Here is a 20,664-nt window from a genome sequence, read left to right on the forward strand (position 1 = left end):
ACTCTTCTCCACGTTAGAAGTGTGCTCGTGATTTTTAGTATTATTCCCATGCTATACGAGTACACCATGCTTATAGTAAAAAAATGCCAATGTTGGCAACTTTTTACCACTAAATCTGTTTGGATAAATAGAAAAGCAATATCTTCATAGCGTAAAAATCTGCCATTAGTGGTAAGAATTTATTATGGACAATGGAAATAAAAAGAGATAGATACTTACAGCAGCTGATAGAAAGTTGTCAGAACGGCTTTATCAAAGTGGTGACAGGAATCCGCAGATGTAAAAATCCTACCTTCTAAATGTCTTGTTCTATCATTATCTTCTGGATAATGGTGTGGCAGAAGACCATATCATCCGTGTTGATCTTGAAGACCGCATGAATAAGGAATTCTAAAAAACGGGCTGCCTCAAAAAGAAATTGAGGCAGCCCGTTTTTTGTGATTGTGGTTTAAGCGTTATCTTTCGTGAAGTTCCAGAATAAAGCGAGTTCCTTTTTTGAATTCGTCATCTATGTGGATAACTCCGTTTAATTTGTACGCGATGAGGCTGCAGATAGGAAGTCCCATCTTATCGCCTTCGCGCAAGTCCTCAACCGCTCTGAACGGCTTGAACAGCTCTCCTCGAAGTTCCTGCTTAATGCCACATCCGTTATCTGTTACCATAAATTGTCCTGTATGCGCGCTACGTTTCTTAAATTCAAGCGTAATCTTGCCTTCCGTGGTGAAGTAGGCTGCGTTCATCAGTAAGTGTTGAAGGATTTGTTTCAGCGCGTCACCATTTGTACTGATGAATACCTTTGGAGCATTGACCACCGGCTCTACACCGTCTTTAAAGAATGGCTTAGCCTCTTCCATTATCTGTTCGCAGAACGCGGAGACATCCATTTTCTCTGATGGATATTGTTCTTCACGGCTCTTCTCCAAGGCACTATAAGTTTGAACATCATGGAACAAGGTTCTGAGCGCGTTAACGTCTGCGTTGATGTCGCTGTTTTTCGATTTGGAAATAATATCGTTCAGCATCGGTTCCACCTGATCGGTGATGTGACTGATGAATTGAGATTTCATTTCATTGTTGTTATTGGCAATGTCGAGGCTGCTCTTTAATTTCTTATTTTTGACGATATAGCGGAGGAGTGAGAAAACAAGGAAGATGACACCGGCAGCTAATACTATGGCGACGACGCCTAAGATGCCTAAGAAAACCTTGTTACGGGTAATGGTACTCTGTTTCTCATCAAGCGACTTTTGCGCGTCCGCGAACTTCAGCTTCAACGAATTATATTCGAATGCGTCCTTGGCGGTTTGAATGGAATCTTTCCAGTGTTTATAAAGTGTCTGCATGGATAAAGACAGCGTAGTATTACCCTCTGCTTTTGCTTGAGCGAGAATATCTTTATACTGTTTGTCCACGGCAGCTTCATCTTGTCCTTTTGCTTGCTGTGAAAACCATTGTTTGTAGCATTCTAAGCTTTGTGCCGGCTGACCGAAAATTTGATAGTACTGAGCCTTGCAATATAAATAATCGATGATTAACGAGTCTGCGTTCGACTGAGTAGCATAGTTATTCATTAAATCGAGTTGCTGCTTACTGCTTTCAGGACGACGGATTCGGTTGTACATGCGTAACCGTTCCTTGGAAATCAGATAATGTAAGTCGTAATGCGGATTGTTCGAAGTCTGTGTGTCATTCAGCAACATCTGATCCAAATTCCTGCAGGTTGTGAAAGCTTCATTCCAATTAGAGCTTTCCGTATATTGAATACTCTGCTTGATACCCTGACGAACTGCATTGGCAAGGTTTGGGCTCTGGGCGTGTGCTGTGAGTAACAGACAACTGAATAACAAGGTTAAAAACGCTGTTTTCTTCATCTTTATAAAATTTGCTTTATGCAAAGGTACTATTTTTCTTCGTTACGCGTACCTATTTAGCTTTATTTATGTAAAGATGCTATATATTCGTACAGTTTTTTATAGAACGGATGCTTTACAAGGGTGCGCGCGTCTCCTAAAATGATAAGTTTCACACGGGCACGAGTAATGGCTACATTCATACGTCGTAAATCGCGCAGGAAGCCTATATCCCCATTATCGTTGGCTCGTACCAGACTGATCATGATAACATCTCGTTCCTGACCTTGAAATCCGTCAACGGTATTTATGGTAATGAACGGACGGAAGGGTTTAAAAAAGGCATCATGCTTTATGAGTCGACGGAGATATTGTACTTGAGCCTTATACGGTGAAATAAGCCCGACGTCAATCCGTTCCTCAAGGAACCGGTGTCTCCCGATTTTTTCAATGTATTCCTTTAATACGTTCACCGAGAGTTGACCTTCCTGTTTGTTAATGCGCCCGAACGTTTCCCCTATGAATTCCTCCTTGAAGTCAAGTTCCGCGGTATTTACCCATTCTATGGGAGTGTCCAAATCGAGGATACCGCGATTCTTTACTTCAGGGGCTGATTTCAGTTGCCCGTGATAGAACCATTCCGAGGAGAAACGCATGATATCTTCGTTCATACGGTATTGTACGGTGAGCAAAGAAACCACTTCCGGCCGGTTATTAACAATATCTTCCATCAGTGTTTTAGCCAGTCCGCCGTATGCCGCTTCCGGACATTTGATGGTTGGCGGCAACTGACAATGGTCTCCGGCTAAAATAACTTTGTCGGCTTTCTGAATGGCAATCCAACAAGCGGGTTCTAAAGCCTGCGCTGCTTCATCAATGAACAGTGTTCCATACTTCTGACCTAAAAGAATACGATTTGCCGAACCGGTAAGGGTAGAGGCAATGACTCGTGCTTCGTTGAAAAGCGACTCGTTGATTCGCGTTTCTATGGCAGTGGCACGATCTTTCAGAGCATTGATTTTCTCGTGCTTGTCATCAATGTTTTTTCCATTATACAGTTCACGAATAGCCTTGCGAATACTCCATAGTCGCGGATAGTCGGGATGCGCTTCAAATTTACGCTCGTATGTGTACGAAAGCATTTTATCGTTTACCCGTACCGGATTCCCGACGCGTAGTACCGGCACGCCTCTATCAACTAATTTTTCACTGATCCAGTCGACAGCCATATTGCTTTGCGCGCAAACCAACACCTGATTCTCCCGACGCAGTGTTTCATAGATTGCTTCTACCAGTGTAGTTGTTTTTCCTGTTCCGGGAGGCCCGTGGACAATCGCTACGTCTTTTGCTCGAAGCACATTATTGACAGCCAACTCCTGCGAAGGGTTCAGCCATGGCAATCGGATATGATCGAAAGAAAACGCGGAAGGTTTCAGGGTTCCGTGAAAGATATCACGAAGTTCTGCTAACCGACCTTTCTTAGCTTCTATGACACGATTCATGGCATTAAACATCAACTTGTAGGTGAATTCATCGAAATAGATTTGGATTCCGATAGAAGCCGGCTCCGCCTGCAGCTCCAATAGTGAACCGGCATTGGGCAGAACTACTACCATACGGTCATCGTCTACGTAGCTCACTGTTCCGGTGAAGTTGAAGTAATGAAGTTTCCCTGTCACTTCCTGTGTAAGGAATACTACAGGACGCCCGAATTCGAATACATGCTCTATGTCCTTGTCTTCCGTCCGATAAACTTCAATGACAAGTTGGTTGAGTGAATTATAATAACTTCTTCCCATACTAATGGGGAACCAAGCCATGCCGCGTTTAATTTTCCTTATTATTCCCATCATTTCCGATTGCTGTTTAAACGATTCCTTTTCAAAAGCATATTCTAATTTCAGCAGATGGAGTTTCTGTTGTAAAATAGCAATGGATGATGGGGTGTCTATGTTCGAATTCACCTTTTATATGATATTTTATGGCTGTAAAGATAGCGAAATTCAAATAATTTTCTATCTTTGTAATATAATAATACCTATGTAATTATGGGAAAACAAGCAGATTATATTTCACAGATAAAGATTGTAAGCCTTTGGGGGCGAAAGAATATCACTTGGGACTTACGTCCTGATGTGAATATTCTTAGTGGAATTAATGGTATAGGAAAGAGTACCATTATTAATAAAGCCATAGAAAAATTGAAAGACTTGGAGGTGCCAAATATAAAATTGAAGATGCTTCAAGGCGGGGAATTGGGAAACGGGCAGGTAGCCGGAGTATTCTTTAAGTTTCATCCCGAAGGGGCTGATTGCGTTCATTATGACGTGATTCGCAGTATTGACAGACCTATTATTCATTCCGATTTATTGGAGAAAATGGCCGACGAGCATGTAAAGACAGAGCTTGATTTTCAATTATATCAGTTGCAACGCCGTTATTTGGATTATCAGGTGAATATAGGCAACCGGATGATTGCCTGTCTGACGTCGGGCGCTCCTGATGCTCAGCAGAAAGCTATGGAGATAGCTAAAGCCAAGAATCATTTTCTTGATTTGGTTGATGATCTTTTCAGTGAAACCCGAAAGACGATTATCAGGAACAGTAATGAGATAATGTTTACTCAGGATGGTGATACCCTATATCCGTTTCAGTTATCGTCAGGGGAGAAGCAGATGTTAGTAATTCTGCTTACCGTCCTTGTTCAGGATAATCAAAATGGAGCCCTCTTTATGGATGAACCTGAAATATCTCTGCATGTTGAATGGCAGGAACGTCTGATTTCCATTATCCGCGATTTGAATCCGAACGTGCAGATTATTCTAACCACTCATTCTCCGGCTGTCATTATGAACGGCTGGACTGATGTCGTTACAGAGGTAAGTGATATAACTACCGAAAATTAACTAACTATTATGCCGAAAAGGTTAAAAGATAATCTTTCTTCTCTCTATATCGGAGCTGCTAACAGCATGCGTCCTAAAACGGCCAGACACAAGATTGTAGCTTATGTCGAGAGCTATGATGACATTGCGTTCTGGCGGAATATTCTTGGGGAGTATGAGGATAAAACTCATTACTTTGAAGTCATGCTTCCATCTAAGACATCGCTTTCAAAAGGAAAGAAGATAGCATTAGACAATGATTTGGGACCACGATTAGGCGAAAATATGATTGCCTGTGTAGATAGCGACTATGATTATCTGATACAGGGTGCTACCCGTATGTCAAAATTCATGTTGGAAAGTCCGTATGTATTACAAACGTATGTGTATGCTATAGAGAACTACCAATGTTACGCGGAATCATTGCATGAAGTGTGTGTGAGCGCTACTTTGAATGATCATCAGTTGATAGATTTTGTGAACTTTATGGAGATTTACTCGCGGATAGCATATCCGTTGTTCATTTGGCATATTTATTTTTACTGTATAAATGAGTTGGGAAAATTGCCTGTCACGGAATTATGTATGAATCTGAAAGTAGAGCATTTTAATGTATATCATCCGGAGCGTTGCTTGGGAGAAATACAATGGAGAGTAGAAAGGAAACTTAGGAATCTTAGGGAAAAGTATCCCGAAGCAGTGGAAAAAGTGGATACGTTAAAGGATAACTTGAAGAAACTTGGGGTAGAGCCCGACAACACCTATTTATTTATTCAGGGACACCATATTTTTGAGAATGTGGCAATGCGCATGCTTGATCCTATTTGTACGATTCTGCGTAAGGAACGGGAAAATGAAATTTCCTCTTTGGCAGCTCATGGCATGCAATATCAAAATGAACTCTCGTGCTATGAAGACAGGCAAGTGAGCGCGTATATGGCATTGAAGAAAAATACGGATTTCAAGAATTGTCCCATGTTTAAGAAGGTGAATGAAGATATTCTGAATCTGCTTGGATTGATTAAAAAACAAGAAAATAAGGATTCATCGAAAAATACGAATTAATCTGCTTAATAGTTGTCTTTGGTTGGTATTTAATATAACTTTGTGAGAAGAAACAAATTAAAACAATAAGATAAAGATATGAAACCGATTAGATGTATAGGTGTTTTGACTTCCGGAGGTGACGCTTCCGGAATGAACGCGGCCATACGTGCCGTGACTCGTAGCGCTATATGCAATAACTTTCGTGTCAAGGCTATTTATCGAGGATATGAAGGCTTGATCAATGGAGAAGTGAAAGAGTTTACAACTCAAGATGTAAGCAGTATTATTCAACGGGGTGGTACGATATTGAAGACTGCTCGTTCGGAGGCGTTTAGAACACCCGAAGGGCGTCAGAAAGCATACGAAACAATGAAACGTGAGGAGATTGATGCCTTAATCGTTATAGGCGGAAACGGCTCGTTAGCCGGAGCTCGTGATTTTGCTAATGAATATGACATCTCATGCATTGGTTTGCCCGGAACGATTGATAATGATTTATATGGCACTGATTCTACCATCGGGTATGATACCGCGTTGAATACTATTGTCGATTGCGTCGATAAAATTCGGGATACGGCAACTTCGCATGATAGGATTTTCTTTGTTGAAGTAATGGGACGTGATGCCGGTTTCCTTGCGCAGAACAGCGCTATTGCTTCGGGAGCGGAAGCGGCTATCATACCGGAAGACCGGACGGATGTGGATCAGTTGGAACAGTTTATAGGACGAGGATTTCGTAAATCAAAGAATAGCAGTATTGTAATTGTGTCGGAGAGCCCTAAAGATGGAGGAGCCATGCATTATGCCGAACGTGTGAAAGCCGAATATCCGCAATATGATGTGCGGGTATCTATCTTGGGACACTTGCAGAGGGGTGGCTCACCCACGGCTTACGATCGTATTTTGGCAAGCAGATTAGGCGTTGGTGCCATCGACGCGTTGTTAGAAGGACAGCGCAATGTAATGGTGGGAATTCAAAACGATAAGGTGGTTTATGTTCCGTTTGTCAATGCTGTAAAAAAGGATAAACCAATCGATCGCTCATTGATTCGTGTTCTCGACGAATTATCTATTTAAAGTATGTAAATCACTGAAAGAACTGCCGGTACGGAAAGTTCAATCAGGTTATGTCGCGTGTAAAAGTTTATTTGTGTTAGCTTGTCACCCAATGTGCATTTACAAATCAATGTAAAAGGCTGTTGGGTGACTTTTTTGTTTATAAATACTTTGCTTGTTCTCGTTTAGGGAGCGAAGAGAGTACACGGAGGTAAGCGTCGCGGACAAGCTCAAAGATTTGGCTGTCGGGCATATCGCGGTTGAAACAGACCGATATCCAATGCCGATGATTCATGTGATACCCCGGACGCACGGCTTCATATTTAGCTTGCAAGGCGGTTGATATGTCGGGAGCCGACTTCAGATTACAGAAGTCGAATACGTCGACATTGACAAAACAGAACCATTTGTCACCGATACTGAAGACCAATATGTTACGTTCATAATCGGTATTTGCCTTCTGAAAGGGCATCTTTTCTGTAACACCTTTCAGCGAAAGGCAGTAGTCGCGGAATTCTTCTATGTTCATAAGAGCTATTTATTTTATTTCTTTTTCCATTCTTTTCAGGCACCAAACAAAGCCGTTGGCAGTGCGCTCTGTGCTGTTTCGGAAGTGGTTACCAACATTCCAAACAAGGGTGGTATGGGTATCTCCTATTTGGGTGGTCAGCATATCATGATATTGGCGGATATTGTTGCCAACTTGCGCGAAGACTTTGTTCTTGACGTGTTCTTCTTGGTCACCTAAGCTCAGGTATATATGCTGTGCCTTAGTCGGATTTTCTCGGGCAAAGTTAATCCAGTCTTTTATCCACACAGAAGGCGATGAGGCCGCGATTCCAACGAATGAATCAACCTGCGTGGAAGCCCAGAGCGCAAAGAGCGCGCTGAGGGAATAACCTCCGAGGAGGCAGGGGAGTTCTCCCCACCTATGGCGCGACCATGGCAATAAGCACTGCTCTATATACGACAAGGTGTCTGTGGCATGATGCCCTACTTCGGCATTGCTTGATACTGCCCGATCAGGCCACGGCATAAGCTCCTTTTCCCAATCTTCAATATTAAAAGCTGCCATAGCGAACCTGCTTCCACTTTCTTCGGCAATCATTGCTATCTCTTGATCTACACTCTTCAGTTCGTGTTCATCCATCGGTTGGATGAGTAGCGCTTCGGGTTGTCCTGCCATGTAAACCCGGCAATCTTTGTTTCCTAATTTAATGTATGCTTGTTCCATTGCTAATATCTTATGTATATCAGATTTCATCCGCATGAGTGGGTAAAGTGATGCGTATGAGTTGACTGATTCATGCGTATGAGTAGGCAAAATGATACGTATGACTTTGACCGATGACGCGTATGACTTTGGGAATTCATGCTCATGCTAAGTACTTTAATATCTCATCCGTTGTGTCAACGATGGCGAAGGGATGTTCTTTTTCTAATTCTGTCCGAGGACGGAATCCCCAAGTCACGCCTACACCGTCGACTCCGGCATGGATGGCAGTCTGCATGTCTACATTACTGTCACCGCAGTATAGTACTTCCTCTTTGCTGACGTCGGCTATCTTCATGATGTCATAAACAATAGTTGGGTCGGGTTTGCGGGGTACTCCTTCGCGCTGACCGAAGATGGCGGTAAAATTGATGTTCGGGAAGAAGTGCGGGATGAGCTTGCTTGTGGCTTGCTGATATTTATTCGATGCCACGGCTATCCGGATGTTGCTTTGTTGAATGCTTTCAAGCAAATCGGGAATACCCGGATAGGGTTGGGTGAAGTCGGTGAGGTGCTCATTGTAATACGGAATGAACCGCTCACGAATCTTCAGTACCTGCTCTTGATTTTTCTTTCCCTCCGGAAGGGCACGCTCGAACAATTTGTTAATGCCGTTGCCCACGAAATACTTGTATTGGGGAATATCGTGAGTAGGGTAGCCGTACGAAGCTAAAGCCTGATTGGTAGCTGTGGCTAAGTCGGCGATAGTATTCAACAGCGTACCGTCGAGGTCGAATATGATTAATTTCTTCATTTAATATGTAATCTTATTTTCTCTAAATAAGCATGCATACGTGTAGCGTCTTTCTTAGAGATAATGTCTAACAATTCGTTTAACTCGGTGCGGATATTTTCTACCTGATGCGGTGTACGGGGGTTGAACAGAATCTCTTGCAACAGGTAATCATCCTCATTAAGCACTCCTTTCGCTATTTTCATGTGACGTTTGAAGGTGGTACCCGGCGCGTCCTGATGCTTCATCACCGCGGCAAACACAAAAGTAGATACGAATGGAATGGACAGCGAGTAGGCTACCGTGTCGTCGTGCTCGTCGAATGTATATTCAAAGATATGCAGTCCGAGACTTTGGTACAAGTCTTTGAAGAAGATTTTTCCTAAATGGTCGCCTTCGCTGATGATAATAGCGTTCTCATTACTCAACTGGTCTAAGTTGGCAAAAGTCGGGCCGAACATGGGGTGTGTGGAACAGTAGCGGAATCCGTTTTTCTCGTAGTAATCTTTCAGTCCCGTCTTTACCGATGAAATGTCGCTGATAATACAATCTTTCGGCAAAAAAGGAAGTATCTGATTGAACGCTTCGATGGTATATTTCACGGTTACGGCATTAATTAACAATTCAGGTTTGAATTCCTGAATCTCCTCCGGCTTGGTGAAGCGATAACAGTTATACATAAAGCGCAACCGTTTCGGATCAATTTCGAATACGGCAACTTCGTGTTGAAAACTGAGTATGTCGGTAAAGAAAGAGCCCATCTTTCCGGCTCCTAAAATAACTATTCTCATCGTAGTAAACGTTTATTTATTGATAATATCCAACTGTTGGCGGACACTCTCTTCGTGGATGGCGATAAATACCTTTTTGATGAAGTCGGCATCCATTTCGCAGAGAGAGCCTTGAGCGCCCCGTTTCTCTAAAATCTCGTTGTAACGGGTAGGCTGCAATACAGTCATATCATGCTCTTTCTTATAGGTACCTATCTCGCGGCAGATACGCATACGTTTCGACAGAATATCAATAATTTGGTCGTCACACTCATCAATCTGCGCACGGAGAGCACGGATACTCTCGGTAGTTTGTTTGGTATCACGTATGACGAGTAAATTCAGCATATAGTCGAGCACCTCAGGAGTGAGTTGTTGAGCAGCATCGCTCCATGCCGTATCGGGGTTGCAATGCGACTCTATAATCAGGCCGTCGAAGCCAAGGTCCATTGCCTGTTGACAGAGCGGAGCAATAAGTTCACGTTTCCCTCCGATATGGCTCGGGTCACAGAAAATGGGCAGATTAGGAATACGACGACGGAGTTCCATCGGTATGTGCCACTGTGGTGAGTTTCGATAAATCTTTTTATCGGAAGTAGAGAAACCTCGATGGATAACAGCCAATCGTTTTAAACCGGCATTGTTGATACGCTCCAAGCCACCAATCCAAAGCTCTAAGTCGGGGTTTACAGGGTTCTTTATCAGGATAGGAATATCCACCCCCTTCAGAGCATCCGCAATCTCCTGAACAGCGAATGGGTTTGCCGACGTGCGAGCTCCTATCCAAAGAATGTCGATACCGGCTTTCAAGCTCTCGTACACATGTTTGGCAGTAGCTACTTCGGTAGCCACCAACAACCCTGTTTCCTTCTGAACTTCCTTCAGCCAAGGTAATCCTTCAACTCCGACACCTTCAAAACTTCCGGGTTTGGTACGTGGTTTCCATATCCCCGCGCGAAATATTTTAATGCCATATTTAACCAACTGTTTGGCTGTTGTAATTACTTGTTCTTCTGTCTCAGCGCTACATGGTCCTGCAATAACGATGGGACGTTTGGGCTCAATGCCCGGAAGTGCTAATGGTTGCAAATCTAATTCCATTGTATGTTGTTTTTATTTTATTATCATATAAATAGAAACATTCAAAATCTATTATTCTTTATTCATTAATGCTTTTACTCGCTTCAATGCTTCTTGCATCTTATCTTCTTTGGCACAGAGAGAGATACGAATATATCGCTTTCCGTTGCTCCCGAAGATGAATCCCGGAGTGATAAATACTTTAGCTTCATGAAGCACTTTCTCGGTAAGATTCTCTACATCGGCGTACTTATCAGGGACGCGTCCCCAGAGGAACATGCCTACCTGTTCCGAATCAAACGTGCACCCGAGCGTTGTCATGATTTGTTCTGCCAATTTACGGCGACGATGATATACGTTGTAATTGGCTTCTTCATGCCATTCCATAGAGTTATGATAGGCTTGAGCGGCAGCAAGTTGCACAGGCTTGAAGGTTCCATTGTCGATGTTGCTCTTAATCTTCAGAATCCATTGGATGAATTGTGCATTGCTTGACAACATGGCTACACGCCAGCCCGGCATGTTATGGCTTTTACTCATAGAGTTGAACTCAACGCAACACTCTTTTGCGTCCGGAACATTAAGAATGCTGACAGGTTTTTTATTAAGGATGAAACTATACGGATTATCATTCACAACGACGATATTATGTCGGCGGGCGAAGTCTACTATCTTTTGATAAAGTTCTATATTTGCGTTCCCTCCGGTCGGCATGTTCGGGTAGTTGGTCCACATTAGCTTCACTTTGCTTAAATCCATTTTCTCCAATGCGTCGAAATCCGGTTGCCAATGATTGTTTTCCATCAGGTCATAGTATACGATGTCGCTGCCCAATATTTTATTCACAGCGGTATACGTAGGATACCCCGGATTCGGAATGAGCACCTGATCTCCCGGATTGACAAATGCTAAAGTGACATGTAGAATACCTTCTTTTGAACCTATGAGCGGTTGGATTTCCGTATTCGGGTCTAAGTCGACGTTATACCAGCGCTTATACCAGTCGGCCATAGCTTTACGCAACTGCGGAATACCGACGGTTGGCTGATAGCCGTGAGCGTCCGGCTTCTTGGCTTCTTCGCAGAGTACCTTAACCGTTTCTTCCGAAGGAGGCATATCAGGACTTCCAATGGCAAGGCTGATGATGTCCATGCCATCAGCATTCATTTGGGCAACTTCTTTCAGTTTTCGACTGAAGTAGTATTCGCTTATGCCGGACAAGCGATGAGCCGGCTCTATGTTATATGGTTGATTTTCCATCTTCGTATTCTCCTAATATTTTAAGTTTTTTTGTTAACGGTGTAACGGCATCAACCGATTGACGCCAGCGAAGGTAATCGCTGAACATAACGTCAACGTAAAACAGATATTCCCATTCACGACCGATGATTGGGAGCGACTGGATTTTGGTCAGATTAATGCTATAAAATGAAAAGATTGAAAGTATTTGCGACAGACTGCCTTCTTTATGAGGCAAGGCAAAGACAAGGGTGGCTTTGTTGGCTTTTCCCAAACTACGCATATCATCTGCCACCCAAGGGTCGGAAACAACCATAAAGCGGGTGAAGTTATGTTTGTTGGTCTCTATTCCTTCTTGCAAAACTTTCATCCCGTAAAGTTCGGCAGCGTATTTGGAACAGATGGCAGCATGACCGGTGAGATGGCACTCTTTTATTTCCTGAGCACTCTTGGCAGTATCTTCTGTTTCGACAATCTTTAGTTCAGGGTGCTCATGTAGAAACGTTCGGCACTGTGCCAAAGCCACAGGGTGAGAGTCAACCTCGGTAATGGAGTCCCAATCATCCTCAGGCAGACACATTATACTATGTTTTATGCGTAGCTTATGCTCTCCTACAATGGTATATCCGCTTTCGCGTAACAGTTCGTAATTATGTAGCAAGCTGCCTGCAATGGTGTTCTCAATGGCCACCAGCCCGATTATTTTGCTGTCCTGTTTCATGCTCTCGAAGACTTGTTCAAACGTGTCACAGCAAATCAGTCGCAGTTCATCGTCGGGGAAATATTTGTGGGCGGCAATATCGTGGAATGAACCTTTGATTCCTTGTATAGCTACTTTCTTCATCTCGTATATTCGTTAAAATAAAAAATCCCGTCTTCTATGGGAAGCGGGATTTTATGGTTATTTCAAATTCTTTTTGGTTGCTTAGATTACGTATGCAAACTCCCGCTTCACTTCATCGCTAAAGTAAAAGTAATAATTAAAAAAGAAGTATGCACGTTGCAATGTATTCATCACAAATATTGTTTTACATTTCGCTGCAAATGTACTATATTTTTAGAAGAAACAAGCATGTTATTCGTTTTTTTTCGTAAAATCTTTCTTTTATATTTAAAAGAATGTATTTTTTAATAATGAATAAGTAAATTTGTGCCAACCAGAAAATTAAAATTAAAGAGATCATGAAATACGATTTTGACAGCATAATAAACCGTGAGGGAACAGATGCCATAAAATTAACTGCTATGATGGAGAATTGGGGACGGACAGATTTGATTCCGATGTGGGTAGCCGATATGGACTTCGCTGCCGGACCATTCGTGTTGGATGCTATTCGTCGGCGTTGTGACAGGGGAATATTAGGGTATACCTGCAAGGGAGATCATTATTATAATGCCATTATCCATTGGATAAACGATCGTTACGGCATGTCCGCGGTTAAGGAGAATATTACTTTTGTGGGAGGTATTGTTCCGGGCATCGCTTTGGCTATAGACTGTTTCTCAAAGTCGGGCGATAAGGTGCTTATCCAACCTCCCGTGTATCATCCGTTCCGTAATGTATCGACAGCATACGGCCGTGAGGTAGTGACGAATCCGTTGATGTTGGAAAACGGACAATATCGTATGGATTTGGATGATTTGCGTAACAAGGCGAAGGGATGTAAACTGATGATTTTGTGTAATCCTCATAATCCGGGAGGAATAGTCTGGACCAAAGAGGAACTTCAGGCTGTAGCCGAGATTTGCGCGAAAGAACATGTCATGGTATTTTCCGATGAGATTCATGCCGACCTTACGTTGCCGCCTTGCAAGCATACTCCGTTCTGTATGATTAGTGAAGAGGCCCGGCAAAATACTGTCACTTTTATGGCTCCGAGTAAGGCTTTTAATATAGCCGGTATCTCTGCTTCGCATGTTATTATATATAATAAGGAATGGCATCAACAGTTCGAAGCGTTTTTAGAGCGGGGGGAACTGAACATGGGACACGTTTTTGCTACATTGTGTGTTGAGGCTTGCTACACAGAGGGTAAGGAGTGGCTCGATCAGTGTATTCGGTACATTCAAGGTAATATAGATTATGTAAATACATTCCTGAAGGAACATTGTCCGAGGATCAAGGCAATTGAACCACATGCGTCTTATCTGATTTGGCTCGACTGCAGGGAGTTAGGTCTCACTCCGGAACAACTGACCGATTTCTTTGTTGATAAAGCTCATTTAGCTCTTAATGATGGTTACATTTTTGGTGAAGAAGGGAAAGGATTTATGCGATTGAACATAGGCAGTCCGCGAAGTATCATTGAGAAGGCGATGAAACAGTTGGCGGAGGCTTATAAACGACAAGGGTATTAGCAGTTGTCTGTTTGTTAAGTAGTGACAATAGCAGTGAATGAATAACATACTTGCAAGCATAGCTTAATATAAGACTATGCTTGTAAGTATGTTCAGATAGGTTTTACAATATCAATTCGCAAACCTAACGCGTCAATGATTCGACAAATGCAGTAAAATGCAAAGAAAAGCGGGTGAGGCATTTGCCTCACCCGCTAAATTTATATTAGGAACAAATTAGTTGTTCTCTTCCAAACTCCAGTCCTCTTGACTCTTGCGTATGTAGCTCTTATAACGGAGCTTAGCCATGTGCTGAGCTTCGGTGAAGAGTTCTTCCGCTTCGTTAGGATAAGCTTTCTTTACAGACAGGTAACGAACCTCACCCAACAGGAAGTCGTGGAACTTATTCCAATCGGGCTCTTTGGAATCTAAAGAGAATGGGTTCTTGCCCTGATCTGCTAACTGTGGGTTATATCTCCACAAATGCCAGTAACCACATTCAACGGCACGTCCTTCTTCTGCCTGACTGCGTCCCATGCCACCTTTAACCTTTAAACCATGATTGATACATGGAGCGTATGCAATGACCAATGACGGGCCCGGATATGCTTCCGCCTCACGGATAGCCTTCAAGCACTGAGAGTTATCGGCGCCCATAGCAACTTGAGCGACATAAACATAACCGTAAGTAGTAGCCATCAATCCCAAATCTTTCTTGCGGATTCGTTTACCTTGAGCAGCGAACTGAGCGATAGCGCCCAAAGGAGTAGCCTTAGACGACTGACCACCTGTATTAGAGTAAACCTCGGTATCGAGGACAAGGATGTTAACATCTTCACCGGATGCGATGACGTGGTCGAGACCGCCGTAACCGATATCGTATGAAGCGCCGTCGCCACCAATAATCCACTGACTTCTCTTAACTAAGTAGTGATCTAAAGTCTTTAATTCCGTACAGATAGGACAACCGCCCTTAACACCTTCTTCAATCAATGGCTTCAGTTCAGCGGCGGCAATCTTAGACGCGTCAGCGTCGTTTTTGCCTTCTATCCATTTCTGAGCAGCAGCTTTAAACGCTTCCGGAGTATCTTCTTTAGCAATAGCATCGTTGAGCAACATAGTGATACGTTCTTTCATCTTTTTGTTACCCAATGCCATACCTAAGCCGAATTCGCAGAAATCCTCAAACAATGAGTTGTTGAATACCGGTCCTTGCCCTTTTTCATTCTTGCAATACGGAGTAGAAGGAATAGAAGCAGAATAGATAGATGAGCAACCTGTTGCGTTAGCCAACATCTCACGGTCGCCAAACAATTGAGAAATCAGCTTAACGTAAGGAGTCTCGCCACAACCGGCGCAAGCACCTGAGAACTCAAACAAAGGTTGCGCGAACTGAGAGTTCTTCGGGCTCTGTTTGATATCGATAAGATTTTGTTTAGACTTCACATTCTTAGTCAGATATATCCAATTGGCAGCTTCTTTCTTCATCTCTTCGGAATCAGGATTAAACGGAGTCATCTTCAAAGCCTTGCCTGTTTTAGGATTACCCGGGCAAACATCCTCGCAATTACCGCAACCTAAGCAATCCATAACGCTTACCTCAATACGGAAGTGCATGCCTGCTAAAGGTTTTGGAACTTTGACATCGATTGTTTGAGTATCGAAGCCTTTCAACTCCTCATCATTCAGGACAAATGGACGGATAGCTGCGTGAGGACAAACGAATGAACATTTGTTACACTGGATACAGTTTTCCGGATTCCAAACAGGAACAAAAGCCTCTACGCCTCGTTTTTCGTAAGCGGCAGTACCTACTGACCAAGAACCGTCGACAGTATTATGCTTAACGAAGTCAGAAACTTTTAACAAGTCACCGCTCTGAGCATTGATAGGACGAACCAGTTCTTTAACGAATGCCGGAGCATCGTCTTCCACTGCATCCTCATCAGCTAAGTCAGCCCATGCCGGATTGATAGCCAATGTCTTATATTCGTCACCGCGATCGACAGCAGCATAGTTTTTATCAACCACATCCTGTCCCTTGTTGCCGTACGACTTAACAATAAATTTCTTCATTTGTTCTACAGCCAAGTCAACAGGGATAACCTCGGTGATACGGAAGAACGCGCTCTGAAGAATAGTGTTGGTACGATTACCCAACCCAATTTCTTGAGCGATTTTAGTAGCGTTGATATAATAAACGGTGATATTGTTTTGAGCGAAGTAGCGTTTAACTTTATTAGGAATGAAGTGAACCAATTCGTCACCATCGAAGATCGTATTTAAAAGGAATGTACCGTTCTTTTGCAAGCCACGGGTAACATCGTACATGTTAAGGTAAGCCTGAACATGGCAAGCCACGAAGTTTGGAGTATTGACCAAATAAGTGGAATGGATAGGATTGTCACCGAAACGAAGATGAGAGCAGGTGAAACCTCCGGACTTCTTTGAGTCGTAGCTGAAATAAGCCTGACAATGCTTGTCTGTGTTGTCACCGATAATCTTAACCGAGTTCTTGTTAGCACCCACAGTACCATCAGCGCCCAAGCCGTAGAATTTAGCTTCGAATGTACCTTCAGCGCCCATAGGAATTTCCTCAACCTGTGGAAGAGATGTGAATGTAACATCATCGACGATACCGATGGTAAAGTGATTCTTCGGTTCGTTCATCTTCAAGTTATTGAATACGGAAACGATTTGGGCAGGAGTTGTATCGCGTGATCCTAAACCATAGCGACCGCCAACAATCAGTGGCTTATCTTGAACATCATAGTATGCGCTCTTAATATCCAAGTAAAGAGGTTCACCTTCGGCTCCCGGCTCCTTTGTGCGATCGAGAACAGCAATGCGCTTAACAGTCTTAGGAACAGAGGCAAGCAGATGCTTAACAGAGAACGGACGATACAAGTGAACACTAATCATTCCCACCTTCTCGCCATTCTTATTTAAATAATCGATAGCCTCACGAGCAGCTTCGGTAGCGGAACCCATTAAAATAATCATACGGTCAGCGTCTTTTGCGCCATAGTATGAGAACAAGTGATATTCACGGCCTGTGATAGTACTGATTTTGCCGAGCAATTCCTCAACAACTTCCGGAACATTCTCGTAAGCGCCGTTGCTGGCTTCACGATGAGTGAAGAAAGTCTCCGGATTTTCCGCGGTACCACGAGTTACAGGACGCTCAGGACTTAAGGCACGGTCGCGGAAGCGTTTGATATCATCCATGTCAACCAATGGACAGATATCCTCGTTGTCCAGTCTTTCAATCTTGTCAATCTCATGAGAGGTGCGGAAACCATCAAAGAAATTGATGAAAGGAACGCTGGTCTTCAATGTTGCCAAGTGAGGAACAGCCGTTAAATCCATAACCTCTTGAACAGATCCGGAGCAGAACATGGCGAAACCTGTCTGACGACAAGCCATTACATCCTGATGATCACCGAAGATACAAAGAGAATGAGAAGCTAAAGTACGAGCTGAAACATCGAATACACAAGGAAGCAGTTCTCCTGCAATCTTATACATATTAGGAATCATCAACAATAAACCCTGTGAAGCAGTGAATGTTGTTGTTAAAGCACCGGCTTGTAAAGAACCATGCAAGGCACCGGCAGCTCCTCCTTCAGATTGCATTTCTTGTACACTAACGGTCTGACCGAAAAGGTTCTTACGACCTTTGGCAGCCCATTCATCAACATGCTCTGCCATAGGAGATGACGGAGTAATAGGGTAGATAGCGGCAACCTCACTAAACATGTAGCTTATGTGAGCGGCAGCTTCATTACCATCACAAGTGATAAATTTTTTTTGTTTAGTCATATAATACTAAGTAGTTAAATAATAAATAAACTCAACTAATAAAGGAATCCAAATAACCACAATGGAATTTGGTTTCCGTGTCCTACAGACATATTACGAATAGCATAATAATAACGTGGATTATTTTTAGTCTCGCCTTCTTCCATCGCAATTCGCAGGCGGATGCCTTCGTCGACGGAGAAAGAACTTCCACGATCTCCTTTATATATATTATGTCCTTTGGAAAGCGCGTTTAATAAAAAGGTGTTGAGCACATCCTTCTTTTCAAACTTGATGGGGTAAATGGCATACATCAGATTGGTATTATGCATCAGCAACTTGGATGGTTTCTTTGGAAAACTTTCGCCATTCGGATAAATCATATTAATTAGTCTTGCTTCCGATAAGTATTTGATGTAGTTCATCACTGTTGCACGGGATGTCTCTATTTCTTTGGCTAATTGACTGATATTCGGAGCGACCGGTCCGTCAACAGCCACTAAGTATAGTAACTTTTTTATCTTTGTCAGATACTTCAACTCTATTTGTTTAATGAGCAGAATATCTACTTCAATCATCATGTTCATGGTCTTCACTAAATTCTCGGAATAGTTTCTGTTCTCCAAGAAGAACGGATAGAATCCATGATGCAGATAATCTTTGAAATAGTCTAACGGCTTGGTATTCCGAAGAACCGTATCCGCAATGGGTTGATGATTCTCTAAAATTTCCTGCAGCGTATACGGATGGAACGAGTGTCCGGTTTTTAAGTTTAGGAATTCACGGAATGAAAATCCACGGATATGATATAACTTGCAAATATCATTTATCTCAGGAAAATCTTCCAACTGCATGACTGAGGAGTTGGTGAAAACAATTTTTAGCTGTGGAAAGCGTTCGTAACAAACGCGCAGGTCGTGACTCCATTCCGGATACTTGAATACCTGATCGATTAACAGCACTTTTCCGCCGTCGTTCACAAATTGTTCCGCGAAATCTACAATGGTATGGTCGGAGAAATAGAAATTGTTCATGTTAATGTATAAACAAGACCTGTCAGTGCCGAATTTCTCTTTAGCATACTGCAAAAGGAAAGTTGTTTTTCCAATGCCTCGAGTACCTTTAATACCTATTAACCGGTCGTTCCAATTGATTTCATCCATTAAAAGTCGACGAACGGGGGCATTAGTGTGCTCAACGAGATAACGATGTGTCCTGTAAAAGGTTTCCATTTCTTCTATTAAAGAATTTGACGCAAAGGTACAAAATCAAATTAGAATTGCAAAGTGGAGATTACAAAATTATGCTAATATTTATATCTTTCTTCAAGATAAATTCATTCTTTTTATTGGTCTTTATAAAATGAATTAATTAATAGATGTATTTTATTCTTTCTATCTTTGCGTTATGAAACCAATTTATTTGTTTAATCCCGATAACGACATGGCCTTAGCTTATGGGAAGCCGAGTTTCGTCGTTCGTCATAGCATTAAGAAAATGACGGAAGATTTGTCTTTCCTTCCGGCTTGGTATGCCGATAAAGGAAGTTGGGTACTTGTTGATGCTGTCGACAGAATAGATTTGTTTCGAAAGTACTGCCCATTTCATTTAGATATTAATTTTACTGATCAACTGATTTCGGATTTTGATATTGTCAGGCCGTGGGGATGGAATCCGTCGCTTTGTTATGACTTACAAATGAATGGTTTGCCGACGGGCTCTTTCCCAAATGAAGAGCAGATGGGGAAAATTCGTGATTTGTCGAGCAGGTTGACGGCGGTTAAAATACTGAAACAGCTTCAAGGAGCGGATTATTTACTTGGTGATGCGGTTGTTTTAACTTGTGAAACGGATATTGAAAAGTTTATCCTTTCGCACGATAAAGTTGTATTAAAGGCTCCGTGGTCGGGTAGTGGTCGGGGAATCCATTTTGTTTCTCCTGATACATGGAATGCCCCGATAAAGAGCTGGGTATCGAGAGTTCTTTTGACACAGGGAATCATTGTGGCGGAACCGTATAATCCCCGATCGATTGACTTTGCCATGGAATTTTATTCCGATATGGAAGGAGTGATGTTTGCCGGTTATTCGCTCTTTGAGACAGATGATAACGGCGTTTATAAGCGGAATGTATTAGCTTCGGATGATGAAATTGAGAAACGGTTGGCCGAATTTGTTCCACTGCATGTTTTGTTATATATAAGGAACCGGCTGGAGCAGTTGTTGTTTGAAGAGATTCGTGGCTTTTACCAAGGCTGTTTAGGGGTCGATATGCTCATTTCCGAAGGGAAGTTGCGTCCTTGTGTGGAGATAAACCTTCGGATGAATATGGGAATCCTATCGCGCGTACTGTTTGACAAATATATTTGTCCCACTTCTCACGGATATTTTTATATTGAATATTATCCCCATCCCGATGAGGCTTTAAAAGCACAAAGGCAAATGATGTCGGATTATCCTTTGGCAATGGAATCGGGTAGGATAAGGAAAGGTTATCTCCCTTTAACGCCGGTAAACAAAGATACTTCTTTTGCGGTTTATATCATAGTTACTCATTAATTTATACGGCACACAAGATCTGTATTCTCTTTCG

The 20,664-nt window shown here is 42.6% G+C and carries 16 protein-coding genes and 1 pseudogene; 6 read left to right on the forward strand and 11 right to left on the reverse strand.

Going from position 1 to position 20,664, the window contains the following annotated elements; all coding sequences use genetic code 11:
- Positions 1-191: 191 nt before the first annotated feature.
- Positions 192-388: pseudogene (locus LO761_RS09265) on the forward strand (ATP-binding protein); the annotation flags it as partial.
- 67 nt (positions 389-455) lie between these two features.
- Here LO761_RS09265 and LO761_RS09270 read toward each other — a convergent pair.
- Positions 456-1,871, reverse strand: a complete 1,416-nt coding sequence (locus LO761_RS09270; protein WP_272818004.1) for a sensor histidine kinase — start codon at positions 1,869-1,871, stop codon at positions 456-458.
- A 62-nt stretch (positions 1,872-1,933) separates the two neighbouring features.
- Entirely contained in the window at positions 1,934-3,814 is a 1,881-nt protein-coding gene (locus LO761_RS09275; protein WP_407951557.1) for an AAA domain-containing protein, read from the reverse strand.
- A gap of 84 nt (positions 3,815-3,898) precedes the next feature.
- On the opposite strand from LO761_RS09275, the gene LO761_RS09280 reads away from it, so the two are divergent.
- The 3 genes from LO761_RS09280 to pfkA all read left to right on the forward strand — a co-directional run bounded on the left by LO761_RS09280 (position 3,899) and on the right by pfkA (position 6,859).
- Positions 3,899-4,756: an AAA family ATPase gene (locus LO761_RS09280; RefSeq protein ID WP_272818005.1), complete on the forward strand. Its 858-nt coding sequence runs from the start codon at positions 3,899-3,901 to the stop codon at positions 4,754-4,756.
- 9 nt (positions 4,757-4,765) lie between these two features.
- Positions 4,766-5,800 (forward strand): DUF4435 domain-containing protein, encoded by a 1,035-nt coding sequence (locus LO761_RS09285; protein WP_272818006.1) that lies wholly within the window; start codon positions 4,766-4,768, stop codon positions 5,798-5,800.
- Between the two features lie 78 nt (positions 5,801-5,878).
- A complete protein-coding gene (gene pfkA, locus LO761_RS09290; RefSeq protein WP_272818007.1) occupies positions 5,879-6,859 on the forward strand; it encodes a 6-phosphofructokinase in 981 nt (326 codons plus the stop codon).
- A 139-nt stretch (positions 6,860-6,998) separates the two neighbouring features.
- Here the strand turns inward: pfkA and LO761_RS09295 are convergent, their stop codons facing one another.
- The 7 genes from LO761_RS09295 to LO761_RS09325 form a co-directional block, all read right to left on the reverse strand.
- On the reverse strand, positions 6,999-7,367 hold the full coding sequence (locus LO761_RS09295; RefSeq protein ID WP_272818008.1) for an MmcQ/YjbR family DNA-binding protein: 369 nt from the start codon (positions 7,365-7,367) through the stop codon (positions 6,999-7,001).
- A 9-nt stretch (positions 7,368-7,376) separates the two neighbouring features.
- A complete protein-coding gene (locus LO761_RS09300) occupies positions 7,377-8,072 on the reverse strand; it encodes an esterase (RefSeq protein ID WP_272818009.1) in 696 nt (231 codons plus the stop codon).
- Between the two features lie 142 nt (positions 8,073-8,214).
- Complete coding sequence (locus LO761_RS09305) at positions 8,215-8,865, reverse strand: HAD family hydrolase (RefSeq protein ID WP_272818010.1); 651 nt, start codon at positions 8,863-8,865, stop codon at positions 8,215-8,217.
- Positions 8,862-9,635 carry a prephenate dehydrogenase gene (locus tag LO761_RS09310; protein WP_272818011.1) on the reverse strand — a complete coding sequence of 258 codons (774 nt, stop codon included), beginning with the start codon at positions 9,633-9,635 and terminating at the stop codon, positions 8,862-8,864. Before LO761_RS09310 ends, LO761_RS09305 begins: the two co-directional genes overlap by 4 nt.
- 12 nt (positions 9,636-9,647) lie before the next feature.
- Positions 9,648-10,715, reverse strand: a complete 1,068-nt coding sequence (locus LO761_RS09315) for a bifunctional 3-deoxy-7-phosphoheptulonate synthase/chorismate mutase type II (RefSeq protein ID WP_272818012.1) — start codon at positions 10,713-10,715, stop codon at positions 9,648-9,650.
- A 51-nt stretch (positions 10,716-10,766) separates the two neighbouring features.
- Positions 10,767-11,954 carry a pyridoxal phosphate-dependent aminotransferase gene (locus LO761_RS09320; RefSeq protein ID WP_272818013.1) on the reverse strand — a complete coding sequence of 396 codons (1,188 nt, stop codon included), beginning with the start codon at positions 11,952-11,954 and terminating at the stop codon, positions 10,767-10,769.
- Positions 11,935-12,777 (reverse strand): prephenate dehydratase, encoded by an 843-nt coding sequence (locus LO761_RS09325; protein ID WP_272818014.1) that lies wholly within the window; start codon positions 12,775-12,777, stop codon positions 11,935-11,937. Before LO761_RS09325 ends, LO761_RS09320 begins: the two co-directional genes overlap by 20 nt.
- A gap of 338 nt (positions 12,778-13,115) precedes the next feature.
- Between LO761_RS09325 and LO761_RS09330 the strand changes: the two genes are divergently transcribed.
- Positions 13,116-14,291: a MalY/PatB family protein gene (locus tag LO761_RS09330; RefSeq protein WP_272818015.1), complete on the forward strand. Its 1,176-nt coding sequence runs from the start codon at positions 13,116-13,118 to the stop codon at positions 14,289-14,291.
- A 216-nt stretch (positions 14,292-14,507) separates the two neighbouring features.
- Here LO761_RS09330 and nifJ read toward each other — a convergent pair whose 3' ends face one another.
- Together nifJ and LO761_RS09340 are read right to left on the reverse strand one after the other, a co-directional pair.
- Positions 14,508-18,092, reverse strand: a complete 3,585-nt coding sequence (gene nifJ, locus LO761_RS09335; protein WP_272818016.1) for a pyruvate:ferredoxin (flavodoxin) oxidoreductase — start codon at positions 18,090-18,092, stop codon at positions 14,508-14,510.
- 35 nt (positions 18,093-18,127) lie between these two features.
- Positions 18,128-19,303, reverse strand: a complete 1,176-nt coding sequence (locus LO761_RS09340) for an AAA family ATPase (RefSeq protein ID WP_272818017.1) — start codon at positions 19,301-19,303, stop codon at positions 18,128-18,130.
- 175 nt (positions 19,304-19,478) lie between these two features.
- Between LO761_RS09340 and LO761_RS09345 the strand changes: the two genes are divergently transcribed.
- Positions 19,479-20,630, forward strand: coding sequence for a hypothetical protein (locus tag LO761_RS09345; protein WP_272818018.1), 1,152 nt, complete (start codon positions 19,479-19,481; stop codon positions 20,628-20,630).
- Positions 20,631-20,664 lie beyond the last annotated feature (34 nt).

Origin of the sequence: Phocaeicola oris (genome assembly GCF_021295095.1) — a bacterium.
Taxonomy (GTDB): Bacteria; Bacteroidota; Bacteroidia; order Bacteroidales; family Bacteroidaceae; genus Phocaeicola; species Phocaeicola oris.

Coding starts and splice junctions, on each gene's coding strand:
- LO761_RS09320 (WP_272818013.1), bottom strand. CDS start 11,954: ATGGAAAATCAACCATATAACATAGAGCCGGCTCATCGCTTGTCCGGC.
- LO761_RS09315 (WP_272818012.1), bottom strand. CDS start 10,715: ATGGAATTAGATTTGCAACCATTAGCACTTCCGGGCATTGAGCCCAAA.
- LO761_RS09300 (WP_272818009.1), bottom strand. CDS start 8,072: ATGGAACAAGCATACATTAAATTAGGAAACAAAGATTGCCGGGTTTAC.
- pfkA (WP_272818007.1), top strand. CDS start 5,879: ATGAAACCGATTAGATGTATAGGTGTTTTGACTTCCGGAGGTGACGCT.
- LO761_RS09285 (WP_272818006.1), top strand. CDS start 4,766: ATGCCGAAAAGGTTAAAAGATAATCTTTCTTCTCTCTATATCGGAGCT.
- LO761_RS09340 (WP_272818017.1), bottom strand. CDS start 19,303: ATGGAAACCTTTTACAGGACACATCGTTATCTCGTTGAGCACACTAAT.
- LO761_RS09325 (WP_272818014.1), bottom strand. CDS start 12,777: ATGAAGAAAGTAGCTATACAAGGAATCAAAGGTTCATTCCACGATATT.
- LO761_RS09280 (WP_272818005.1), top strand. CDS start 3,899: ATGGGAAAACAAGCAGATTATATTTCACAGATAAAGATTGTAAGCCTT.
- LO761_RS09345 (WP_272818018.1), top strand. CDS start 19,479: ATGAAACCAATTTATTTGTTTAATCCCGATAACGACATGGCCTTAGCT.
- LO761_RS09295 (WP_272818008.1), bottom strand. CDS start 7,367: ATGAACATAGAAGAATTCCGCGACTACTGCCTTTCGCTGAAAGGTGTT.
- LO761_RS09310 (WP_272818011.1), bottom strand. CDS start 9,635: ATGAGAATAGTTATTTTAGGAGCCGGAAAGATGGGCTCTTTCTTTACC.
- LO761_RS09330 (WP_272818015.1), top strand. CDS start 13,116: ATGAAATACGATTTTGACAGCATAATAAACCGTGAGGGAACAGATGCC.
- nifJ (WP_272818016.1), bottom strand. CDS start 18,092: ATGACTAAACAAAAAAAATTTATCACTTGTGATGGTAATGAAGCTGCC.
- LO761_RS09305 (WP_272818010.1), bottom strand. CDS start 8,865: ATGAAGAAATTAATCATATTCGACCTCGACGGTACGCTGTTGAATACT.
- LO761_RS09270 (WP_272818004.1), bottom strand. CDS start 1,871: ATGAAGAAAACAGCGTTTTTAACCTTGTTATTCAGTTGTCTGTTACTC.